Origin of the sequence: Botrimarina colliarenosi, from assembly GCF_007859955.1 — a bacterium.
Lineage (GTDB): Bacteria > Planctomycetota > Planctomycetia > Pirellulales > Lacipirellulaceae > Botrimarina > Botrimarina colliarenosi.
The window spans coordinates 377,337-395,381 of the sequence record NZ_SJPR01000001.1; the positions used below are offsets into that span (position 1 = coordinate 377,337).

The following is an 18,045-nucleotide window of genomic DNA, read 5'->3' on the forward strand; positions in this document are numbered from 1 at the left end:
CGAGGGGGCGGCGGCAATTGGCGCCGCTCAGCGGGCGCGGAGAAGCGACGCGGCGCCGCGTGCTAGCAAGTCGTCGGCGACCGCCTCGCCAAGAGCGACAGCGGCGGGGACGTCGGCGCAGGGACCGGCCGTCTCGGCGTCGAGCCGCTTCGCGCCGTCGTCGCTCAAGACAACGACGGAGAGACGCAGCGTCGTGGCTTCCCACCGCCCCCAGGCGCCGAGGGCGGCGAGGCAGCCCCCTTCGAGGCGGGCGAGCGCCGCACGCTCGGCCGTCACCGCGGCGTGGGTGGCGAAGTCGTCGAGCGGCCGCAACGCGGCGATGGTGACGGCGTCGTCCGTGCGGCACTCGATGCCCAGCGCCCCCTGCCCCGGCGCGGGCAGCAGTTCGCTCGGAGGGATGCGGCCGGCGAGGCGGTCGGTCCAACCGAGTCGGGTGAGCCCCGCCTCGGCGAGCAAGATGGCGTCGTGCTCGCCGTCGTCGAGCTTGCGGAGCCGCGTGTCGAGGTTGCCGCGGAGGTCGCCAATCACCAGATCGGGTCGGCGGCTGAGCAACTGCGCGCGGCGCCGGAAGCTGCCGGTGCCGACGCGGGCCCGTGGTGGTAGGCCGTCGATCGTCGTCGCCACGGCCGAGACGAGCACGTCCGCCAGCGGCGCCCGTTCCGGGATCGCGGCGACCGCTAGGCCGGCGACGGGCGTAGTCGGCAGGTCTTTCAGACTATGCACCGCCAGGTCGATGTCGCCATCGAGCAGGCTCCGCTGCAACTCCTTGGTGAAGACCCCCTGCCCGCCGGTAGCGGGGGCGTCACCATCGACGATCGCGCTGATCGGCCCGGTCTGCTGGGCGTCGCCGCGGGTGCGGATCTCGATGATGTCGACCGCTTGGCCGAGCTGTCGGAGCCGGTCGGCCACCCAATCCGCCTGCCAGCGCGCCAGCTGACTGCCGCGTGTTCCGAGCCGCAGAGGGGCGTCATTCGGGCGAGACATGCCCTTCCGTGGGTTCGGTGACAGGCGTCGGATCGGTGAGGGACTCGGCTCCCTCTTCGGCCGTGCGGGCGGCCTTGGGAGACAGATCGACCAGCGGCTCTCCCGCGGCCAAGCGGCGTTCGCGCTCGACGACTGCCCGGGTGATCTGGTGCGGCGGCACGACGACGCCGCAGCTGAAGATGAACTGGAACGCTTGATCGAGCGTCAGCGGCATATCGACGGTCTCGCTCTTCTTGACCGTGATCGTGAACCCCGTGAACGGCATCGGCGACGTCGGGATCAGGACGCTCATCACCGGTTCGTTGGCGGCGGCCTCGATGTCGAGCATGCTCTCGCCCGTCACGAAGGCGATCGACCAGATCCCCTTGCGGGGATACTCGACCGCCACGATCCGCGAGATCTGGATGTCCGGCTCGGTGAACGCGAAGTCGGTGACTTGCTTGACCGACGAGTAGACGTTGCTGACCAGCGGCACGCGCGTGATGAGCGACTCGAACTGTCCATGGAAAAAGCGTCCGACGCCGGCCGCCAAGAACTTGCCGACCGTGTAGAGCAGCAAGAGGAAGACCAGCAAGAAGATCGGCACGACGATCCACGGCACGAGCCAGACGTCGTCGACGTAGCGGCGGACCCAGTCGCTGGCGGTCTGCGGCGCAGCCTCGCTCTGGCGCAGCCGCTTCGAGACCTCGGTGAAAACGCGGTCCGAGACGTAGAGGCCGTCGGCCGCCCGATGGAAGACCTTCCCCGACGCGTCACGCACCATCTCGCCGGTCACCACCTCGCCGGGCTCCTTCTCCGCGAAATCCTTGGGCTGGCGGATGTCGGCAGCGTACTCGACCAGCAGGTAACGGGTCGCCCCTTCGAGCGGCGTGAGGACATACCGCGAGATCGTGCCGCCGACCCACAGGAAGATCACCACCGTCAGCAGGGGCGGCAGCAGCACGCCCAATCCGCGCAGCACGGCCCGACGGAACGGGTCGAGCGACCGAGGCGCTGGCTCGGGCGTGGCGGGTGTTGGGGTAGCCATTGAGGCGGGTCGCGGGGGGAGGGCGGCGAGCGGGTGGGGAGGCGGAACGATCGGCGTAGCCGGTCATGATTACCCAGACTCCCTGCGCTAGCATTCTTCGGAATCGACCGCTATCAGCAACCCGCCACAGGCTGCGCGAGGGCGCCCTCGTAAACCGAACGACTCTACGCCGGCCCCAGCCGTTTAGCCGCAACGACCACTACGACCCGCGCAACGCCCGCCTTTTTCAGGGTCTGGGACGCCGCATGGCAGGTCGAGCCCGTCGTCAGGACGTCGTCGACCAACAGCACCATCTTTTCTTTCAAAGACGTGCGGGGCCGCACCGCAAAGGCGCCCCGGACGTTCGCCCGGCGGTCACTGGAGGCCACTGCGGTCTGCCGCCGTGTCGCCCGCGTCCGGCGGAGGGCCGACACGACCGGCAGCCTCAACTCGGCCGCCAGCGCCCCGGCGAGGGCGGCGACGCCGTCGGCCCGGCGGACCAACCGGCGGCGCCAATGCTGCGGCGTCGGAACCACGACCGTGGCGCCCGGCAGACTTAACCGCCCGCGATGGACGCCCGCCAGTCGGCGGCCCAGCGCCTGCATGGCGGGTTCGCCGACGGCTCGCTTGCCGTCGAGCACCAGTCGCCGCAGCAGGCCATCGTAGGCGCCGAGGGCGATCGACTCGTCGAACGCCCAGCGTTCGTCGCGGCAGGCGGGGCAGTCGTCGCCCGGGGGAGATATCGATGTCGCGAGTGGCGTCGCACACCGGCGGCAGGCGGGCTCCGGTAGCAGCGGCAAGTCCGCCAGACAATCGGCACAAAAGCCGCTGGCGTCTCCCAAACGGTCGGCCACGCCTCGGCCACAAGCCGGGCACGTCGGCGGGAACGCCAGGTCGAGGCCAAGCGAGACGGCGGAGCGGAGCAGACGGCTCATGGCGCCAGCGTAATCAGCCGGGCAGGACTCGTGTTGACCGCCGGGGCCGACGGTCTCAGACTCGCGCCTCTGCCGCCCCTTCCCTCGCCGCTGCTAGCAACCCCGCCGCCGTGCGTAAGATCGACCGCTATCTTCTCCGCCAGTTCGTTCAGGTCTTCTTGATCTGTTTCGTCAGCCTGGCGGGGCTCTACACGGTGATCGACGCCTTCGGGCGGTTGGACGACTTCTCGCAAGGCGATGTCTCGATCGGTGAAGCCGCGCTCTCGGCCGGCCGCTACTACGCGCTGCAGTCGCTCGGCTTCTTCAACAAGACCAGTGGCATCCTCACGCTGATCGCGGCGATGTTCACCGTGACTTGGATCCAGCGCCACAACGAGATGACCGCCCTGCTAGCCGCCGGCGTGCCCCGGCTGAAGGTGCTCACGCCGGTCCTCGCGGCGTCGGTCGCCATCGCGTTCGGCGCTGCGGCGTTGCGCGAGTTCGTGCTCCCCGGGCTGCGGCACGAGCTGTCGCTCGACTCCAAGGACTTGTCCGGCGATCGGTTGGTCGAGCTCAAGCCGCGCTACGACAACGTCACCGACATCCTCCTCGGCGGCGAGTCGGCCAACCTCGCCATCGGCACGATCGAGAACGTCAACTTCGCACTCCCTCCCCGCCTCTCGGGCGTCTACGGCAATCAACTTGTCGCCGCCACCGCGTCGTACCTGCCAAGCGACGGCGAGCGGCCCGGCGGCTACTTGCTGCAGGGCGTCACACGGCCGGCGGCGATCGACAACCAACCGACGCTCACCGATGAAGAAGGGGACTGGATCATCGTGACGCGACGCGACGCCCCCTGGCTCGAAGCGGGCCAGGCGTTCGTTGTCAGCGGCGTGTCGTTCGAGCTGCTCGCTGCGGGTTCGAAGTGGCGTGATCTGGCTTCGACTTCCGAGCTGATCCACGAGCTCGCCAACCCCAGCACCGACCTGGGCCCCGACGTGCGGGTCGCAGCCCACAGCCGGCTCGTCCAGCCACTGCTCGACGTGACGCTGCTCTTGATCGGTTTACCGCTGGTCGTCGCACGGGGGTCGGGAAACCCGTTCGTCGCGATCGGCCTCTGCGTCGCGGTCGTGACGGCGTTCTTCATCTTTACGCTAGGCGGCCAGGCGCTCGGCGGCGGCGGCTGGATTCGCCCCGCCCTGGGGGCGTGGTTGCCACTGATGGTCTTCGCGCCGATCGCGGCCTACCAAGCCGAATCGCTGCGGATGTAAGACCTGACCTGCTCTCGAGCAAGTCAAGAAGAAACCGAGGCGATGGCGGGTGAACCCGCGCCATCGCCTCAGAGATCGAATTTACTTTGCCAGGAAGCTTATCGAAGGCTCGGCCCGTTTACTTAACCGCGGCGGCGCCCGCTTCGGCGACGGCGTGGTCGTTCTCCACGGTGCTGCCCGAGACGCCGATCGCGCCGATGACCTCGCCCGACGCGTCCGTGATCGGCACGCCGCCGGGGAACGTGATCAGGCCGCCGTTGGAATGCTCGATATTGAAGAGCGGTCCGCCGGGCTGCGAGAGGCCGCCGATCGCGCCGGTCGGCATGTCGAAGTAGCGGGCTGTACGGGCCTTCTTCTGGCTGATGTCGATCGAGCCGAGCCACGCCCCGTCCATGTGGGCGAACGCGACGAGGTTCGCCCCAGCGTCGACCACCGCGATGTTCATCAGCGTTTCGATGGCGACCGCCTTCTTGTGCGCGGCGGTGACAGCGGCTTGGGCTTGTTCGAGGGTGATTCCAACGGCAGACGGCATAACGCGATCCTTCTTAACGAGTTGAATTGGCCGAAAGATGAAGACGAGAAGATGTTGATTGACGGGGGCTCTACCGGTCGATAGTGTACGCATGTACTCATTTCATCGGGGGCCCGCCATGCCGCAGGTCGATTGGCTCTTTCTCGATATGAACGCCTTCTTCGCCTCGGCGGAGCAGCAGATGCGGCCCGAGCTGCGCGGCCGACCCGTGGCGGTCGTGCCGATGATGACCGACACCACCTGCTGCATCGCCGCCAGCTACGAGGCGCGGGCCTATGGCATCAAGACCGGCACCAATGTCGGCCAGGCCCGCCGGCAGTGCCCTGGCCTGGTCCTGGTAAAGGGCCGCCACGAGGACTACGTCCGCCTGCACCACGAGATCCTCGCCGCGATCGAGACGGTCCTGCCGATCGAAAAGGTCTGCTCGATCGACGAGGTGGCTTGCCGGCTGTCGCCCCCCGACCGCGAGGTCGACCGGGCCCGGCAGGTCGGCGAGCGGGCCAAGCTCGCCATCAAAGAGCAAGTCGGCGCCCAACTCCGATGTTCGGTCGGCTTGGCGACGAACCGGCTGTTGGCGAAGCTCGCCAGCAATCTGAAGAAGCCCGACGGGTTGTCGGTCATCACCCGCGAAGAACTGCCGCGGCGGCTCTACGCCCTCGAGTTGCGGGAGTTCACCGGCATCGGCGCCAACATGCAGCGGCGGCTGGCGGAGCGCGGCGTGCGGACCACCCGCCAGCTCTGCGGCCTGTCGTGCGACGCGCTGGTTGAGGTCTGGGGAAGCCGCGTCGGCGCCCTCTGGTGGCACTGGCTGCGGGGCGAGGAAGCCGACGAGCGGGCCACGCATCGCCGCACCGTCGGCCATTCGCACGTGCTGGCGCCAGAGCTCCGGACCGACGAGGGCGCCCGCGGCGTGCTTGTTCGGCTGCTCCACAAGGCGGCCGCCCGGCTGCGGAAGCTGGGATACGTCGCCCGCCGGATCGAGTTCGGCGTCCGCTATGTCGGCGATCGGGGCGGCGGCGCCCGCGGCGGGAAATGGCGGGCCCGGGTCAATCTGGCTCGCTGCAGCGACACACCGACGATGCTCAAGGCGCTCGACACGGCGTGGCGGCTGCGGAGCGCCGACGATCTGGCGGCGACGCCGCTCAAGGTCTCGCTGTCGCTCTGGAAGCTCGAGCCGGCCGGCGGGATGGTGCTGCCGCTCTTCGCCGAGGAGCGGCAGGCGACGCAGGCGGCCCGGACGATGGACGCGGTGAACGCCGCCTTCGGCGCCGGCTCGATGTACTTCGCCTCGATGCACGAGACCCGGGACTCGGCCCCCATGCGGATCGCCTTCTCGCACATCCCCGAGCTCGAGCCCGAGCGAGACCCGACCCCATAACCCCTCACCGAGCCACCCTGAGCCCCCGGCGCAAGCCGGGGTGGTGTCGGTCGAAAGCTCCCCCCGGCTCCCGCCGGAGGCTCAGGGTTGAAGCGGGGAGCAGCGAGGGGAGGAGTGCCGAAGGGCGGCGCCAATTTGGCAGCCCGACCGGGCCCGCCATGCCGTCGCTAACGGACAGCCCTGTTTTTCTGCGGGTTTTGCCGCTGGAGGGGTCGCTGGCACGGTGGTTGCTCAACAGGGTGTCGGAGAGGGTGCGCCTGCCAATTCTGGCGCCCCCCGCTCCGGAAGCCTCGGCTTCGTAAGCCGCAGCGTTTCGAAACCCGCACACCCCGCCCCCGCTGACTCGCCGAGCCGGCAGGGGCGTCGCTGAACGATCAATCTCGATATTCCAGCCACTTTCTTCCAGCCGGAGGTTTTCGCCGTGGCAAAGCAGATGGTTTTTGATGATGACGCCCGCCGGCCCCTGGCCGCCGGTGTCGAAAAGCTCGCCCGCGCCGTAAAGAGCACGCTCGGCCCCCGTGGCCGCAACGCGGTGCTCGACAAGGGCTGGGGCTCCCCCAAGGTGACCAAGGACGGCGTCACCGTCGCCGAGGACATCGATCTCGACTGCCCCTACGAGAACCTCGGCGCCCAGCTCGTCAAGGAAGCGGCCAGCAAGACCAACGACGTCGCCGGCGACGGAACCACCACGGCGACCGTCCTCGCCGAAGGGATCTTCCGCGAAGGCCTCAAGATGCTCGCCGCCGGGGCGGACCCGATGGCGCTGCAGCGAGGCATCAGCAAGGCGGTCGAAGCCGTCAGCGCCGCGATCCTCAAGTCGGCCGACCCGATCGAGGTCAAGGACAAGAAGTCGCTGCAGCACATCGCCACGATCGCCGGCAACAACGACCCGACGATTGGCGCGGTCCTCGCCGACGCCTTCAGCAAGGTCGGCAAAGACGGCGTCATCACCGTCGAGGAAGGCCGCGGCTCGGAGACCACCGTCGAGGTGGTCGAGGGCATGCAGTTCGACCGCGGCTACCTGTCGCCCCACTTCGTCACCGACGAAGACGACATGGAGGTAGTCCTCGAAGGCTGTCAGATCCTCGTCTTCGAAGAGAAGATCTCCAGCGCCAAGCTGCTGGTGCCGCTGCTCGAAGCGGTCAGCAAGAGCGGCAAGCCGCTGCTGATTATCGCCGAGGACGTCGAGGGCGAGGCGCTCGCCACCCTGGTCGTCAACAAGCTCCGCGGCATCGTCAGCGTCTGTGCCGTGAAGGCGCCCGGTTACGGCGACCGCCGCAAGGCGATGCTCGGCGACATCGCGACCCTCACCGGCGGCTCGGCGATCTTCAAGGACCTCGGCATCAAGCTCGACGGCGTTCAGCTGACCGACCTTGGCCGCGCCAAGAAGGTGATTGTCGGCTCCAACAACACGACGATCGTCGGCGGCGCCGGCTCGAAGGACGCCATCCAGGGCCGCGCCGACCAGATCCGCGCCGAGATCGAGAACACCGACTCCGATTACGACCGCGAGAAGCTCCAAGAGCGGCTCGCCAAGATCGCCGGCGGCGTCGCCCAGATTAAGGTTGGCGCCTCGACCGAGTCGGAGATGAAGGAACGCAAGGACCTGTTCGACGACGCCCGCGCCGCCACGCACGCGGCCCTCGAAGAGGGGATCGTCCCCGGCGGCGGCGTCGCTCTGCTGCGGTCCGAGAAAGCGGTCGACAAGCTGGACCTCACCGGCGACGAGAAGCTCGGCGCCACGATCGTCAAGAACGTGCTGAGTTACCCGCTCTCTTGCATCGCTGAGAACGCGGGCGTCGACGGCGCCGTCGTCGTCAACCGTGTCCGCCAGCTCAAGGGCAAGACCGAGGGCTACAACGCCGACAAGGACACCTACGTCGACCTCGTCGCCGCCGGCGTCATCGACCCGGCCAAGGTGGTCCGCACCGCTCTGCAAAACGCCGCCAGCGTCGCGGCCCTGCTGCTGACGACCGAGTCGCTCATCACCGACGCCCCGTCCGACGACGACGACGGCGCCGGCGGCCACGACCATGACCACGGAATGGGTGGCATGGGCGGAATGGGCGGCGGCATGGGCGGCATGGGCGGCATGGGTGGCATGCCTGGAATGGGCGGCATGGGTGGCATGATGTAGCAGGAGCCCGGGATCAGCTGGTCGGTCGTCCGTTGACGATTGGCCCCCGCCCCGCACTTCCTGACGACTGATACCTGATCACTGACTACTTGCTTCGAAGAAGCACTAAATACACCGTTACAAAGGAACCCAATCCATGGCCAAGGGCATCAAGCTCCGTCCGCTGGACGACCGTGTTGTTGTTTCACCGCTAGAGGCGGAAGAGGTCACCGCCGGCGGCATCGTGCTGCCGGACTCGGCCCGTGAGAAGCCGCAGCGTGGCAAGGTCGTCGCCGTCGGCGTCGGCAAGTTGCTCGACAGCGGCGCCCGTGGCGAGCTGTCGGTGAAGATCGGCGACGAAGTGATCTACGGCAAGTACGGCGGCTCGGAGGTCGAGATCGACGGCGACGAGTTCAAGATCCTCCGCGAGTCGGACATCCTGGCGAAGGTCACCGCCTGACGGCGGTAGGGGCGAGGGGTGAGGGACGCGGGACGAGGGAACTTGTCCTCATGCCAACCCTCGTCCCGCGTCCCTTAGCCCCTCGTCCCTCGACACCACCACGCTTACCAGCCCGCCCCCGGCTGATATCACACAGGAGCCAAAATGGCCAAACAACTCATGTTCGACGACGCCGCGCGGGCGAAGATGATCGCCGGCGTCGATAAGCTCGCGGATGCGGTGGCGGTCACGATGGGCCCCACCGGCCGCAACGTGATCATCAACAAGTCGTTCGGCGGTCCCACCGTCACCAAGGATGGCGTGACGGTCTCCAAGGAGATCGAGCTGGAAGACCCCTTCGAGAACATGGGCGCCAAGCTCGTTCACGAAGTGGCCGACAAGACCAGCAAGTTCGCCGGTGACGGGACGACGACCGCCACGGTCCTCGCCCGCGCCATCCTCAAGGAAGGCGCCCGCAACATCGTCGCCGGCAGCAACCCGACCGCCGTGCGTCGCGGGATTGAGAAGGCCGCCCAGGCGGTCTGCGAGCACCTCGATAGTGTCTCGAAAGCGGTCAGCAGCAAGGAAGAGATCGCCCAGGTCGGCGCCATCAGCGCCAACAACGACCGCGTGATCGGCGATCTCTTGGCCGACGCGATGGAGAAGGTCGGCAAGGACGGCGTCATTACCGTCGAAGAGGGCAAGACGACCGACACGACGCTCGAGTTCGTCGAAGGCATGCAGTTCGACAAGGGCTACCTGTCGCCCTACTTCATCACCGATCAAGGCGCGATGGAAGCGGTCCTCGAGGACTGCTACCTGCTGATCCATGAGAAGAAGATCAGCTCGCTGCGTGACTTGCTGCCGGTCCTCGAGGCGGTCAGCCAGAAGGGCAAGCCGCTGATGATCATCTCCGAGGACGTCGAGGGCGAAGCCCTGGCGGCCCTGGTCGTGAACAAGCTCCGCGGCGTGCTCAACGTCTGTGCTGTAAAAGCCCCCGGCTTCGGCGACCGTCGTAAGGCGATGCTCGGCGACATCGCCACCCTCACCGGCGGCACGCTCATCAGCGAGGACCTCGGCGTCAAGCTCGAGAGCGTCACGCTAGAGCACCTCGGCCGGGCGAAGAAGGTCAGCGCCAACAAGGAAGCGACCACCATCGTCCAGGGCGCAGGCAAGAGCGACGACGTCAAGAAGCGGATCGACCAGATCCGTCGGACGATCGAGACCTCGACCAGCGAGTACGACAAGGAGAAGCTCCAAGAGCGCCTTGCGAAGCTCACCGGCGGCGTCGCGATCATCTCGGTCGGCGCCAGCAGCGAAGCCGACATGAAGCAGAAGAAGGCCCGTGTCGAAGACGCGTTGCACGCCACGCGGGCGGCCGTCGAAGAGGGGATTCTCCCCGGCGGCGGCGTCGCGTTGCTCCGCAGCAAGGAGGCCCTCGAGGCCGCCCGTTCGTCCGCTAAGGGCGACGAGAAGATCGGCATCGACATCGTGCTGGGGGTCCTCGACGCCCCGATCAAGCAGATCGCCAGCAACGGCGGCCTGCACGGCAGCGTCATCGCAGACAATGTCTTGCAGAAGGGCAAGAACATCGGCTACGACGCCAACGCCGGCGAGTATGTCGACATGTTCAAGGCGGGCATCATCGACCCGGCGAAGGTCGTCAAGACGGCCATCACCAACGCCGCGTCGATCGCCGGCCTGCTCCTCACGACCGAGGCGCTGGTCACGAACTTCGACTCGAAGGACGACGCCAAACGCGGCGTGCTCGGCAGCGTCCGCTAGGCCGCGACCGCAAGCAACGACTGTGACGCCGGGCCACCGCCGCAAGGGCGCGTGGCCCGGTTCGCTAGACAGGAAGAATCGGAACCACCGATAGACACGGGTAAACGCTGATTTTGTGGGAGGGGTCTCCAGACCCCGATTACGCGCACCATGCGTATTTGGCCAGGACACCGCAATCGGGGTCTGGAGACCCCTCCCACAAAGCAGTTTTGCTTCATCCGTGGATCCCAACCGAGCCCCTGCTTGAATGGCCACGCAGCGAGACTACTACGAAGTGCTTGGCGTCTCCCGCGACGCGGACGGGACGACGATCGCCACCGCTTATCGCAAGCTGGCGATCCAGTACCACCCGGACAAGAACCCCGGCGATGACGAGGCCATTTCGCGTTTCAAGGAATGCGCCGAGGCGTTCGAAGTCCTCAACGACTCGGAGAAGCGTTCACGCTACGACCGTTTCGGCCACGCCGGCGTCAACGGCCAGGCGGGCGGGCGGCAGGGCTTCTCCGATGTGGAGGACATCTTCTCGGCGTTCGGCGACATGTTTGGTGACATGTTCGGCGGCGGCGGCGGCCGCGGCCGCGGGCGGTCCCGCGCCGGGCGTGACGTCCGCTGTGACGTGACGCTCACGCTGCACGAGGCGGCCGAAGGGGTCACCAAGACCGTCGAGTTCCAACGCCACGAGCCTTGCGACGACTGCAGCGGTTCGGGCGCCGCGCCCGGCAGCGAACGGCAGACGTGTGGCTACTGCGGCGGCCACGGCCGCGTCATCCAGTCGGCCGGCATCATCCGGATGCAGACCACCTGCCCCGCGTGCCACGGCGCCGGCAGCACTGTCAGCAAGCCGTGCCGCCCCTGCCGCGGGACGGGCCAACGGCTCAAGACCGTCGAGACCGAGGTCCGCATCCCGGCCGGCGTCGACGACGGCACCCGTGTGCGGATCAACGGCCAAGGCGAGCCGAGCCCCGACGGCGGCCCGGCCGGCGACTGCTACTGCTTCATCAGCGTGCTGAGCCACCCGCTCTTCGACCGCGAGGGGCAGCACCTGATCGTCCGCGTGCCGATCACCTACACGCAGGCAGCCCTCGGGTGCGAGCTCGAGGTGCCGACACTCGACGGCCGCGACGAGGTGACTTTGCCGCCCGGCACCCAGTCGGGCGACGTCTTTAAGCTCGACGGTCGCGGCATGCCCGACCCGCGGCGCCACGGCCTCGGCGACCTGCTCGTGCAGGTCACCATCGAAGTCCCCAAGAAGATCTCGCCCGAAGAAGAACGGCTCCTCCGTGAGCTGGCCCAGCTCGAACACAAGAACGTGGCGCCGCAGCGAAAGAGCTTCTTCCAGCAGCTGAGGGACTACTTTGTCGGCGAAAACGACGACGCCGAAGCGTCCCTCGCCGCCGCCAAATCAAGCGACAACTAGAACCCGCGAAGAAGCGATAAAACGCCATGGCTGAAAACCCCAACGACATCGACGACGCCCTCGCCGCCGAACAGGCCGCGGCCAACGACACGGCCGCCGAGACGATTGACTTCGTCAGCGAGCCCGAAGGGAACGAGACGGCCCCGTCGCTCGAAGACAAACTGCGCGAAGCGGAGGACCGCAACCTCCGCATGCAGGCCGAATTGCAGAACGTGCTCACTCGGTCGCGGCGCGAAGTGGAAGAGACCCGCCGGTACGGCGCGATGGGCGTCGCCCGCGACCTGATCCCGGCGATCGACAACATCGACCGCGCGCTGGAGGCCGCCAACAAGACCGGCGTGGAAGAGACGGCCGGGCTCGCCGACGGCTTCCGGATGGTGCGGGACCAAATCGTTATGGCGCTCGCTCAAAACGGCTGCCAGCCGGTCGAGACGACGCCGGGCACCGAGTTCGACCCGTCGCTGCACGAGGCGATCCTCCAGCAGCCCTCCGACGAGATCCCCTCGGGCGCGATCGTCATGGCGGTGCAAACCGGCTACAAACTGCATGACCGCGTCGTACGGGCCGCCCAGGTGATTGTTTCCTCCGGACCGGCGAGCTGAGTTGGCCAGTTGTCCGTAGTCCGTCGCGGACTACGACCGAGACAACCGACGACAGACCACTGACAACTGCCCCCCCAACATGCCCACGTACGACTACGTCTGCGACGCGTGCGACCACGAGTTCGAGCTCTTTCAGTCGATCAACGACTCGGTGAAGAAGAAGTGCCCCGAGTGCGGCAAATCGAAACTCCGCCGGCTGTTCGGCACGGGGGCGGCGGTAGTCTTCAAGGGCTCGGGCTTCTACGAGACCGACTACCGCAGCGACTCGTACAAGAAGGCCGCGGAGAAGGACAAGAAGTCGGGCGAGCCGAAGTCCAGCGACTCTAAGTCAGAGTCAAAGTCCGAGAGCAAGAGCGAGCCGAAGAAAGAAGCGAAGAAGCCCAAGAAGTAGGCTCCGCTGTGCGGACCGTGGTTCGCTGCTTGAACCCTATTCGTCACACACTACCCATGAGAACGGTCCGCACAGCGGACCCTACCATGCGCTGCCCCCTCTGTGAAAAAGAGTTCGACCCCGCCGAATCGAAGGCGATGCCGTTCTGCAGCGACCGCTGCAAGACGATCGACCTGGGGCGTTGGCTTGACGAGGGTTACTCGATGCCGCAGGACGCCGACCCTGACAGCGACGCGGCGAACGACTGGCCCTTCAGCCTGTCCTGAGTCCCGCGACGCCCTCCGCCGCTTAAGCTCCGCCTCCTAAGACTGTTATGGCACAGGACGAGTTGCCCCGCCGCACGGACGTCGTCCGCGAAGTGGACTGGTTGGCGGTGGCGCCGTGGACCCTGCTGCTGCGTGCCCCCGGAGCGACACTCGGCTGGCCGCTGGTGATCGCCGCCCTCGGGTCGGTGCTCTTCGGATGGAACGGCGCCAATCTCTTGCCGGCCGCTCTCAATGTGCACAATGCGTGGGGCGCCGCATGGCGGGTCGCAACCTCTTGGAACGATGGCGGCTCGCTTGGCTGGAACGCGCTGCGGCTCGGCGGTTGGTCGATCCTCGGGCTGCTGATCGTCGCTTTGTCGGCGGCCGAGCTGACGAAGGGGGAGAACCGTCGGTCGTTCGCCACGCTGCGGCGGGCGTTGGCCCGCTGGCCGCGTCTGTTGGGCGCGCTCACGCTGGTGCTGCTTCCCGCCGCGTTCCTGGCGATGTCGCTCTGGCTCTGCGGGTTGGCGATGGGCTCGTCGCTGTTGTCAACGCCGGCGTCGTTTCTCATGCCGCTTGCTTGGTGGCTGGGGGCGTTGCCGTTGGCGGCTCTCCTGGCCATCGCTGCGGTCGGATCGCCCCTTGCGATGGCGGCCATCGTGATCGACGACGCCGACGCCTTCGATGCCGCCAGCCGGATGTTCGCTTATACGACCCAACGTGTGCTGCTGCTCGTGTGGTGCGTCGTTGTTGCGACCGCCCTGGGCCTTGTCGCGGGGACGCTCGTCGAACTACTAATCGCCGGCGGGGTGAGCGTTCTGCAACCGCTCCTCGACGTCGAGCCGCCGGTCGAGTTAGCTGACCGCTTCGAGCTGTTGCACCGCGTGGCGATCCATGCGGTGCGGGGCTTCTATCCCGCCTACCTGTTCACCGCGTCGACCGCGATCTACCTAGTGCTCCGACGGCAAGTCGATGGCCAGCCGATGGACGAGATCATTCAGCCCGCCGGCGACGCGTAGGCCTTCAGCAACTCGGTCATCTGCTTGTAGAAATGGCCGCGGCTGACAACGTGGTCGAAGCCGCTCTCACGGGCCATGTTGAGCTTCGCCTCGTGCACGTGGGGGCCGTAAGCCAAGAGCGTCGCCTGCGGCGCCGACTCTCGAACCGCCGCGATCCAACCGGGCAGGTCGGCGACCTTCGCCGTGAGATCGAGCGCCACGAACCGTGTTGTCTCGTCGGCAGCTCCCGCCGCGGCATTGGGGGCGACCGTCTGTAACCTGACGCCCGCCTGAGCCGCGGCGCCGTCGGCGGCGGAGGTCGCCATCAGGTCGGTCGTGACAAGCAGAGCGGTCATGTGGGGCCTCCCCGCACTGCGTGCTGGGGCTCAAAGTCGATGAGTAATGGAGTGTGATGGGCGCCGGCGGGCTTCGAGCCTCAGCACGAAGTGCGAGGAGCGCCAGGACGACGGACTAGATCACCGGTCTTAAATCGCCCCCGGCCCCGCCAGCCCGTCGCTAATCTGGTACGCCGCGTCCATCGGCAGCACGAGCAATTTGCCGTCGCCGATGTGCCCTTCTTTGCTCGTGCGGGCGTGCTCTTCGAGGCAGCGGATCGTTTGCTCGACGAAGTCGTCGTTGACAGCGATCTGAAGCTCGACCTTCCGCAACAAGTGCGACTCGTACTCGTGGCCGCGGTAGGTCTCAATATGGCCCCGTTGGCGGGCGAAACCCATCGCGTCGGCGACCGTGAGCCGCGTCACGCCGATCGAGGCGAGCGCTTCTTGGACCGCCTCCAGCTTGGTCGGCTGGATCACCGCGATGATAAGTTTCATGAGAGAGTCAACCGCTGCGCTGGGGGTTCGCCGAGCCCGCTGCGGGGCCGCTCCCCGCCACGGGCCACTCCCGTTACGGCCTAGGGTAACCCTGCGGCGCCACGGCCGACAACGGCGCCCCGCCGCTGAGGTCGCGGGCCGCCTCGGCGGCGGGCTCCTTGCCCATCATCAAGAAGTTCAGCAGCGACCCGCCGCCCGCCTGCTCGAAGACCCGGTCGGTCTCGAGCGTTTTGCGGATGCGGTCGGACGCCTCTCGGAGGTGCGCCTCGCTGTAGCGGTCGAGCTTGGGCTCGTCCTCCAGAACGAGGTCGATCTCCTTCTTGAGGTCCGCCAACTCGGCGTAGGCGAGCGTCTGGCAGTCTTCCGGCGCCGAGGTGCGGTCGAGCGCCAAACGGGCCAGCCGGGCCAGGTAGCTCCGTTGTAGGTTGCGGCGGAGGCTGCTCACCAACGGCTTGCGGTTGGTGTATTCGGCGTCCTCTTTCACGTCCTTCAGTTCGGCGAAGATCGAGCCGCTGAGGGTTGTCAGCAGGTCGGCGACGGTCATCGCGTTGGCGTCGTCCTCGGCGACCTTCATCTCGTTGTCGTGCAGCCGCGTCAGCGTCAACGACCCCATCAACTGGTCGAGGGTCCGGTCCTGCAGCAGACGGATCGTGGCGTGGACCGGGTAGTCGATCCGCGACGTGTCGTCGGCCCCCCAGTGCGACCACCGCGACGGGAGCATCTTGTTGTAGAGGCTCGCCGGGATGTCGAAGGGCTTGTCACTGAACATCTGGTCGGAAACCAGCTGCAGCGCCTCGCGTTGCTGCTTGCCGTCAACCAACTTGAAGGGATCGGGCGCGTCGGCGTCACCCTTGTGCGAGCGGCTGACATAGAGACCGCCGACATAGCGAGACGCGTTGAAGACCGAGTTCATGTGGGTGCTGAGCAGCACGCCAAAGGCCTGGCGGGCCTTCTGGTAGCCCTCGCCCTCGTCGACCATGTCCTCGATGATGCGCGGCATCGATTCGGCGACAAGCTCGGCCTGGATCTTGGCGTACTCGACGAGGTCGTCGCCGAAGTCGAACCGGCGGCTGTGCGGGTCGGGGTCGATGCCACGGGTGTCGTCGTCGGTGCTGAAGGCGTGCCCGCGTTCGCCGCTGCGGGCGGCGATCTCGGCGAGCCCCTTCTTCTCATCCTTGAGCGGCTTGTAGCCGTACTCGATGGCCCAGTAATCGTAGGGGCCGATGGTCGTGGTGTAGAAGTCGCCCTGCTTCATCCGCTCGGGGACCAGGAACACCGGCGCGTAGTCCATCACCGACGCGACAAGGCCCTCCTTGCGGACCTTCTCAACGTCGAGCGCCTCCTCGATCGAGTGGAGCGTGCTCGCCTTGAAGTTGTGCCGCAGGCCTAGGGTGTGGCCCACCTCGTGCATCGTGACCTCTTTGAGGCCTTGGTTGATGAGCTTGTCGAGGTCGTCCGACGAGCGCTTGCGTGTCGCGGCGATGGTGGCGGCGAAGGCGAACTGCCGCGACGCGCCGCCGAGCAGGTTGCAGCTGCAGCGGCCGTCGTGGCTGTGGGCGCGCAGGCGGGCGGGGAGCGCCTCTTGCTGGGCGTAGTAGCTCTCCAGCTCGATCGGGCCGCCGGTCAGCAGCTCGATCCCTTGCGGCGTGAAGTACTCGTACTCCTGCTTCCAGAACTGGAGGAAGTCGGCGTCGAAAATGATGTCGGCGTCGAGGATCTCGCCCGTCATCGGGTTGACGCGCGACGGGCCCATCGCGAAGCCGGCGCCAGAGGTGATCCAGCGGAACGTGTTGTAGTTGATGTCGCCCGGGTCCCAGTCGGCGTCGTTCTGCTGCTGTTCGACCTCGATGGCGTTGTAGAAGCCGGCCTTCTCGAAGGCCTTGTTCCATTCTTCGAGGCCGTCACGGATCGGCTTGCGGTAGGCGAAGGGGATCGTCTTCTCGAGCCAGAACTTGATCGGGTGCTTGGGCGTCGAGATTTCGGCCGACTCGTCGACCTTCTGCAGGTTCCAGCGGTTGATGTAGCGGACAAAGCGGTCGTCGGGGTCTTCTTTGGAGAAGTCCTTCACGGCGGTCAGGAAGTACCCGATACGGTCGTCCGCCTCACGCGGCTTGTAGTCGGTCGAGGGGAGGCGGCTGATCGAGTAGTGCACGTTGATCGTCGCGGCCCGCGAATCGGCGACGGTCTCGAGGTACACGTAACCACTCGACGCGTAGGTCGCGGCGACCTGGATCTCGACGTTCTTCGGGTAGCCCCGCACCTCGGACCAACTGCTCCGCTGGCGATTGAACGAGAAGCCGGGCAGCACCTGGCTGATCTGTGGCAGGTCGGTGAAGAAGACCGCCGAGAGGTCGACGAGGTACGAACCGCCCGAGCCACGCGTCGCGATCGGCAGGCTGAAGAGGATGCTGTCGGTGTAGGCGAGCTTCACCGCTTCGGCGGTCGGCGTGCCCGACTTCGCCTTGAACCGCACGTTGCGGCGGACGACGTGGATGTTGTCGCCCTCTTTGCGGAATTGCCAGACCCAGTTGTCGTCGTAGTTCCAGCTGTAGCCGCCCAGCAGCGGCAGCTGGCCGATGCCCTTGGCGATCGTAATCAGGACGACAAAGTCCTTATCGAGGTCGGACGACTTCAGCTCGGCGTAGAGTTTGGTGTCGGACTGGTGCAGGGTGATCAGGCCCTCGACCTTCTTGGTGTCCGCCAGGACCTTGGAGAGCGGCGGGTACTTCGGCTTCGAGTCGCTCGACGAATCGCTGCTCGACGACTTCGAGGCGTCTTTCGAATCGCTCGCCTCGGCGGAGACCGGCGTCGCGGCCTTGGCGTCGTCGCTCTTCTCCTCGGCAGCCTTAGTCTCGTCGGCGCGGGCCCGATTCAGCGGACCGGCGGCAACAACCAAAACGGCAACGACCGAGAGCGCGCGAAAGGCGTGTCGGCGGAACGAAACAAGCGACATAGTGGGGCTCGAACCGAGGGGGAGGGCTGCAGACCGGCGCGACGCTGCGGCGTTGGGGACGGTCGTTAGGATTGGCGCCAACTGAATAATAGGACGCGGGGCCGCCTGCGGGAGTCCCGAAGTATACCCCATTGTGCCTTGTTTGCTCGACCCGCGCAAGCTTCCTGGGCGTTACAGGCCG

The 18,045-nt window shown here is 66.9% G+C and carries 17 protein-coding genes; 10 read left to right on the forward strand and 7 right to left on the reverse strand.

Going from position 1 to position 18,045, the window contains the following annotated elements; translation table 11 throughout:
- Nucleotides 1-27: 27 nt before the first annotated feature.
- The 3 genes from hemC to Pla108_RS01540 form a co-directional block, all read right to left on the reverse strand.
- Nucleotides 28-984 carry a hydroxymethylbilane synthase gene (hemC, locus tag Pla108_RS01530; RefSeq protein WP_146441974.1) on the reverse strand — a complete coding sequence of 319 codons (957 nt, stop codon included), beginning with the start codon at nucleotides 982-984 and terminating at the stop codon, nucleotides 28-30.
- Nucleotides 968-2,011, reverse strand: coding sequence for a DUF502 domain-containing protein (locus Pla108_RS01535; RefSeq protein ID WP_146441977.1), 1,044 nt, complete (start codon nucleotides 2,009-2,011; stop codon nucleotides 968-970). Before Pla108_RS01535 ends, hemC begins: the two co-directional genes overlap by 17 nt.
- Nucleotides 2,012-2,175: 164 nt before the next feature.
- Nucleotides 2,176-2,925, reverse strand: coding sequence for a ComF family protein (locus Pla108_RS01540; RefSeq protein ID WP_146441980.1), 750 nt, complete (start codon nucleotides 2,923-2,925; stop codon nucleotides 2,176-2,178).
- A gap of 110 nt (nucleotides 2,926-3,035) precedes the next feature.
- Here Pla108_RS01540 and Pla108_RS01545 point away from each other — a divergent pair, with 110 nt between their 5' ends.
- The gene (locus Pla108_RS01545; RefSeq protein WP_197526135.1) at nucleotides 3,036-4,175 is read left to right on the forward strand and encodes an LptF/LptG family permease; all 1,140 of its coding nucleotides are present in this window, start codon (nucleotides 3,036-3,038) and stop codon (nucleotides 4,173-4,175) included.
- A gap of 118 nt (nucleotides 4,176-4,293) precedes the next feature.
- Here Pla108_RS01545 and Pla108_RS01550 read toward each other — a convergent pair whose 3' ends face one another.
- Nucleotides 4,294-4,707, reverse strand: a complete 414-nt coding sequence (locus Pla108_RS01550; RefSeq protein WP_146441987.1) for a GlcG/HbpS family heme-binding protein — start codon at nucleotides 4,705-4,707, stop codon at nucleotides 4,294-4,296.
- 91 nt (nucleotides 4,708-4,798) lie between these two features.
- On the opposite strand from Pla108_RS01550, the gene Pla108_RS01555 reads away from it, so the two are divergent.
- The 9 genes from Pla108_RS01555 (at nucleotide 4,799) to Pla108_RS01595 (ending at nucleotide 14,099) form a co-directional block, all read left to right on the forward strand.
- Nucleotides 4,799-6,085, forward strand: a complete 1,287-nt coding sequence (locus Pla108_RS01555; protein ID WP_146441990.1) for a Y-family DNA polymerase — start codon at nucleotides 4,799-4,801, stop codon at nucleotides 6,083-6,085.
- 421 nt (nucleotides 6,086-6,506) lie between these two features.
- Nucleotides 6,507-8,222, forward strand: a complete 1,716-nt coding sequence (gene groL, locus Pla108_RS01560) for a chaperonin GroEL (RefSeq protein WP_197526136.1) — start codon at nucleotides 6,507-6,509, stop codon at nucleotides 8,220-8,222.
- 136 nt (nucleotides 8,223-8,358) lie between these two features.
- Entirely contained in the window at nucleotides 8,359-8,661 is a 303-nt protein-coding gene (groES, locus tag Pla108_RS01565; RefSeq protein ID WP_146441993.1) for a co-chaperone GroES, read from the forward strand.
- Nucleotides 8,662-8,805: 144 nt separating this feature from the next.
- Complete coding sequence (groL, locus tag Pla108_RS01570) at nucleotides 8,806-10,425, forward strand: chaperonin GroEL (RefSeq protein WP_146441996.1); 1,620 nt, start codon at nucleotides 8,806-8,808, stop codon at nucleotides 10,423-10,425.
- A gap of 247 nt (nucleotides 10,426-10,672) precedes the next feature.
- A complete protein-coding gene (dnaJ, locus tag Pla108_RS01575; RefSeq protein WP_146441999.1) occupies nucleotides 10,673-11,842 on the forward strand; it encodes a molecular chaperone DnaJ in 1,170 nt (389 codons plus the stop codon).
- Between the two features lie 26 nt (nucleotides 11,843-11,868).
- A complete protein-coding gene (gene grpE / locus Pla108_RS01580) occupies nucleotides 11,869-12,444 on the forward strand; it encodes a nucleotide exchange factor GrpE (protein ID WP_146442003.1) in 576 nt (191 codons plus the stop codon).
- Nucleotides 12,445-12,523: 79 nt separating this feature from the next.
- Nucleotides 12,524-12,835 (forward strand): FmdB family zinc ribbon protein, encoded by a 312-nt coding sequence (locus Pla108_RS01585; RefSeq protein WP_146442006.1) that lies wholly within the window; start codon nucleotides 12,524-12,526, stop codon nucleotides 12,833-12,835.
- 86 nt (nucleotides 12,836-12,921) lie between these two features.
- Complete coding sequence (locus Pla108_RS01590) at nucleotides 12,922-13,101, forward strand: DNA gyrase inhibitor YacG (protein ID WP_146442011.1); 180 nt, start codon at nucleotides 12,922-12,924, stop codon at nucleotides 13,099-13,101.
- A 62-nt stretch (nucleotides 13,102-13,163) separates the two neighbouring features.
- A complete protein-coding gene (locus tag Pla108_RS01595; protein WP_197526137.1) occupies nucleotides 13,164-14,099 on the forward strand; it encodes a hypothetical protein in 936 nt (311 codons plus the stop codon).
- Here Pla108_RS01595 and Pla108_RS01600 read toward each other — a convergent pair.
- From Pla108_RS01600 to Pla108_RS01610, 3 genes are all read right to left on the reverse strand, one after another.
- A complete protein-coding gene (locus Pla108_RS01600; RefSeq protein ID WP_146442018.1) occupies nucleotides 14,078-14,434 on the reverse strand; it encodes a hypothetical protein in 357 nt (118 codons plus the stop codon). The two genes, Pla108_RS01595 and Pla108_RS01600, sit on opposite strands and share 22 nt — an antisense overlap.
- Before the next feature lie 129 nt (nucleotides 14,435-14,563).
- On the reverse strand, nucleotides 14,564-14,911 hold the full coding sequence (locus tag Pla108_RS01605; RefSeq protein ID WP_146442021.1) for a P-II family nitrogen regulator: 348 nt from the start codon (nucleotides 14,909-14,911) through the stop codon (nucleotides 14,564-14,566).
- A gap of 73 nt (nucleotides 14,912-14,984) precedes the next feature.
- Nucleotides 14,985-17,864, reverse strand: coding sequence for a zinc-dependent metalloprotease (locus Pla108_RS01610; protein ID WP_197526138.1), 2,880 nt, complete (start codon nucleotides 17,862-17,864; stop codon nucleotides 14,985-14,987).
- Nucleotides 17,865-18,045 lie beyond the last annotated feature (181 nt).

What these genes read in the sequence shown, in the direction of transcription:
- hemC (WP_146441974.1), bottom strand. Translation starts at nt 984, where the DNA reads ATGTCTCGCCCGAATGACGCCCCTCTGCGGCTCGGAACACGCGGCAGT.
- Pla108_RS01605 (WP_146442021.1), bottom strand. Translation starts at nt 14,911, where the DNA reads ATGAAACTTATCATCGCGGTGATCCAGCCGACCAAGCTGGAGGCGGTC.
- Pla108_RS01590 (WP_146442011.1), top strand. Translation starts at nt 12,922, where the DNA reads ATGCGCTGCCCCCTCTGTGAAAAAGAGTTCGACCCCGCCGAATCGAAG.
- Pla108_RS01540 (WP_146441980.1), bottom strand. Translation starts at nt 2,925, where the DNA reads ATGAGCCGTCTGCTCCGCTCCGCCGTCTCGCTTGGCCTCGACCTGGCG.
- groL (WP_146441996.1), top strand. Translation starts at nt 8,806, where the DNA reads ATGGCCAAACAACTCATGTTCGACGACGCCGCGCGGGCGAAGATGATC.
- Pla108_RS01550 (WP_146441987.1), bottom strand. Translation starts at nt 4,707, where the DNA reads ATGCCGTCTGCCGTTGGAATCACCCTCGAACAAGCCCAAGCCGCTGTC.
- Pla108_RS01555 (WP_146441990.1), top strand. Translation starts at nt 4,799, where the DNA reads ATGTACTCATTTCATCGGGGGCCCGCCATGCCGCAGGTCGATTGGCTC.
- Pla108_RS01600 (WP_146442018.1), bottom strand. Translation starts at nt 14,434, where the DNA reads ATGACCGCTCTGCTTGTCACGACCGACCTGATGGCGACCTCCGCCGCC.
- Pla108_RS01535 (WP_146441977.1), bottom strand. Translation starts at nt 2,011, where the DNA reads ATGGCTACCCCAACACCCGCCACGCCCGAGCCAGCGCCTCGGTCGCTC.
- Pla108_RS01610 (WP_197526138.1), bottom strand. Translation starts at nt 17,864, where the DNA reads ATGTCGCTTGTTTCGTTCCGCCGACACGCCTTTCGCGCGCTCTCGGTC.
- Pla108_RS01585 (WP_146442006.1), top strand. Translation starts at nt 12,524, where the DNA reads ATGCCCACGTACGACTACGTCTGCGACGCGTGCGACCACGAGTTCGAG.
- dnaJ (WP_146441999.1), top strand. Translation starts at nt 10,673, where the DNA reads ATGGCCACGCAGCGAGACTACTACGAAGTGCTTGGCGTCTCCCGCGAC.
- grpE (WP_146442003.1), top strand. Translation starts at nt 11,869, where the DNA reads ATGGCTGAAAACCCCAACGACATCGACGACGCCCTCGCCGCCGAACAG.
- groES (WP_146441993.1), top strand. Translation starts at nt 8,359, where the DNA reads ATGGCCAAGGGCATCAAGCTCCGTCCGCTGGACGACCGTGTTGTTGTT.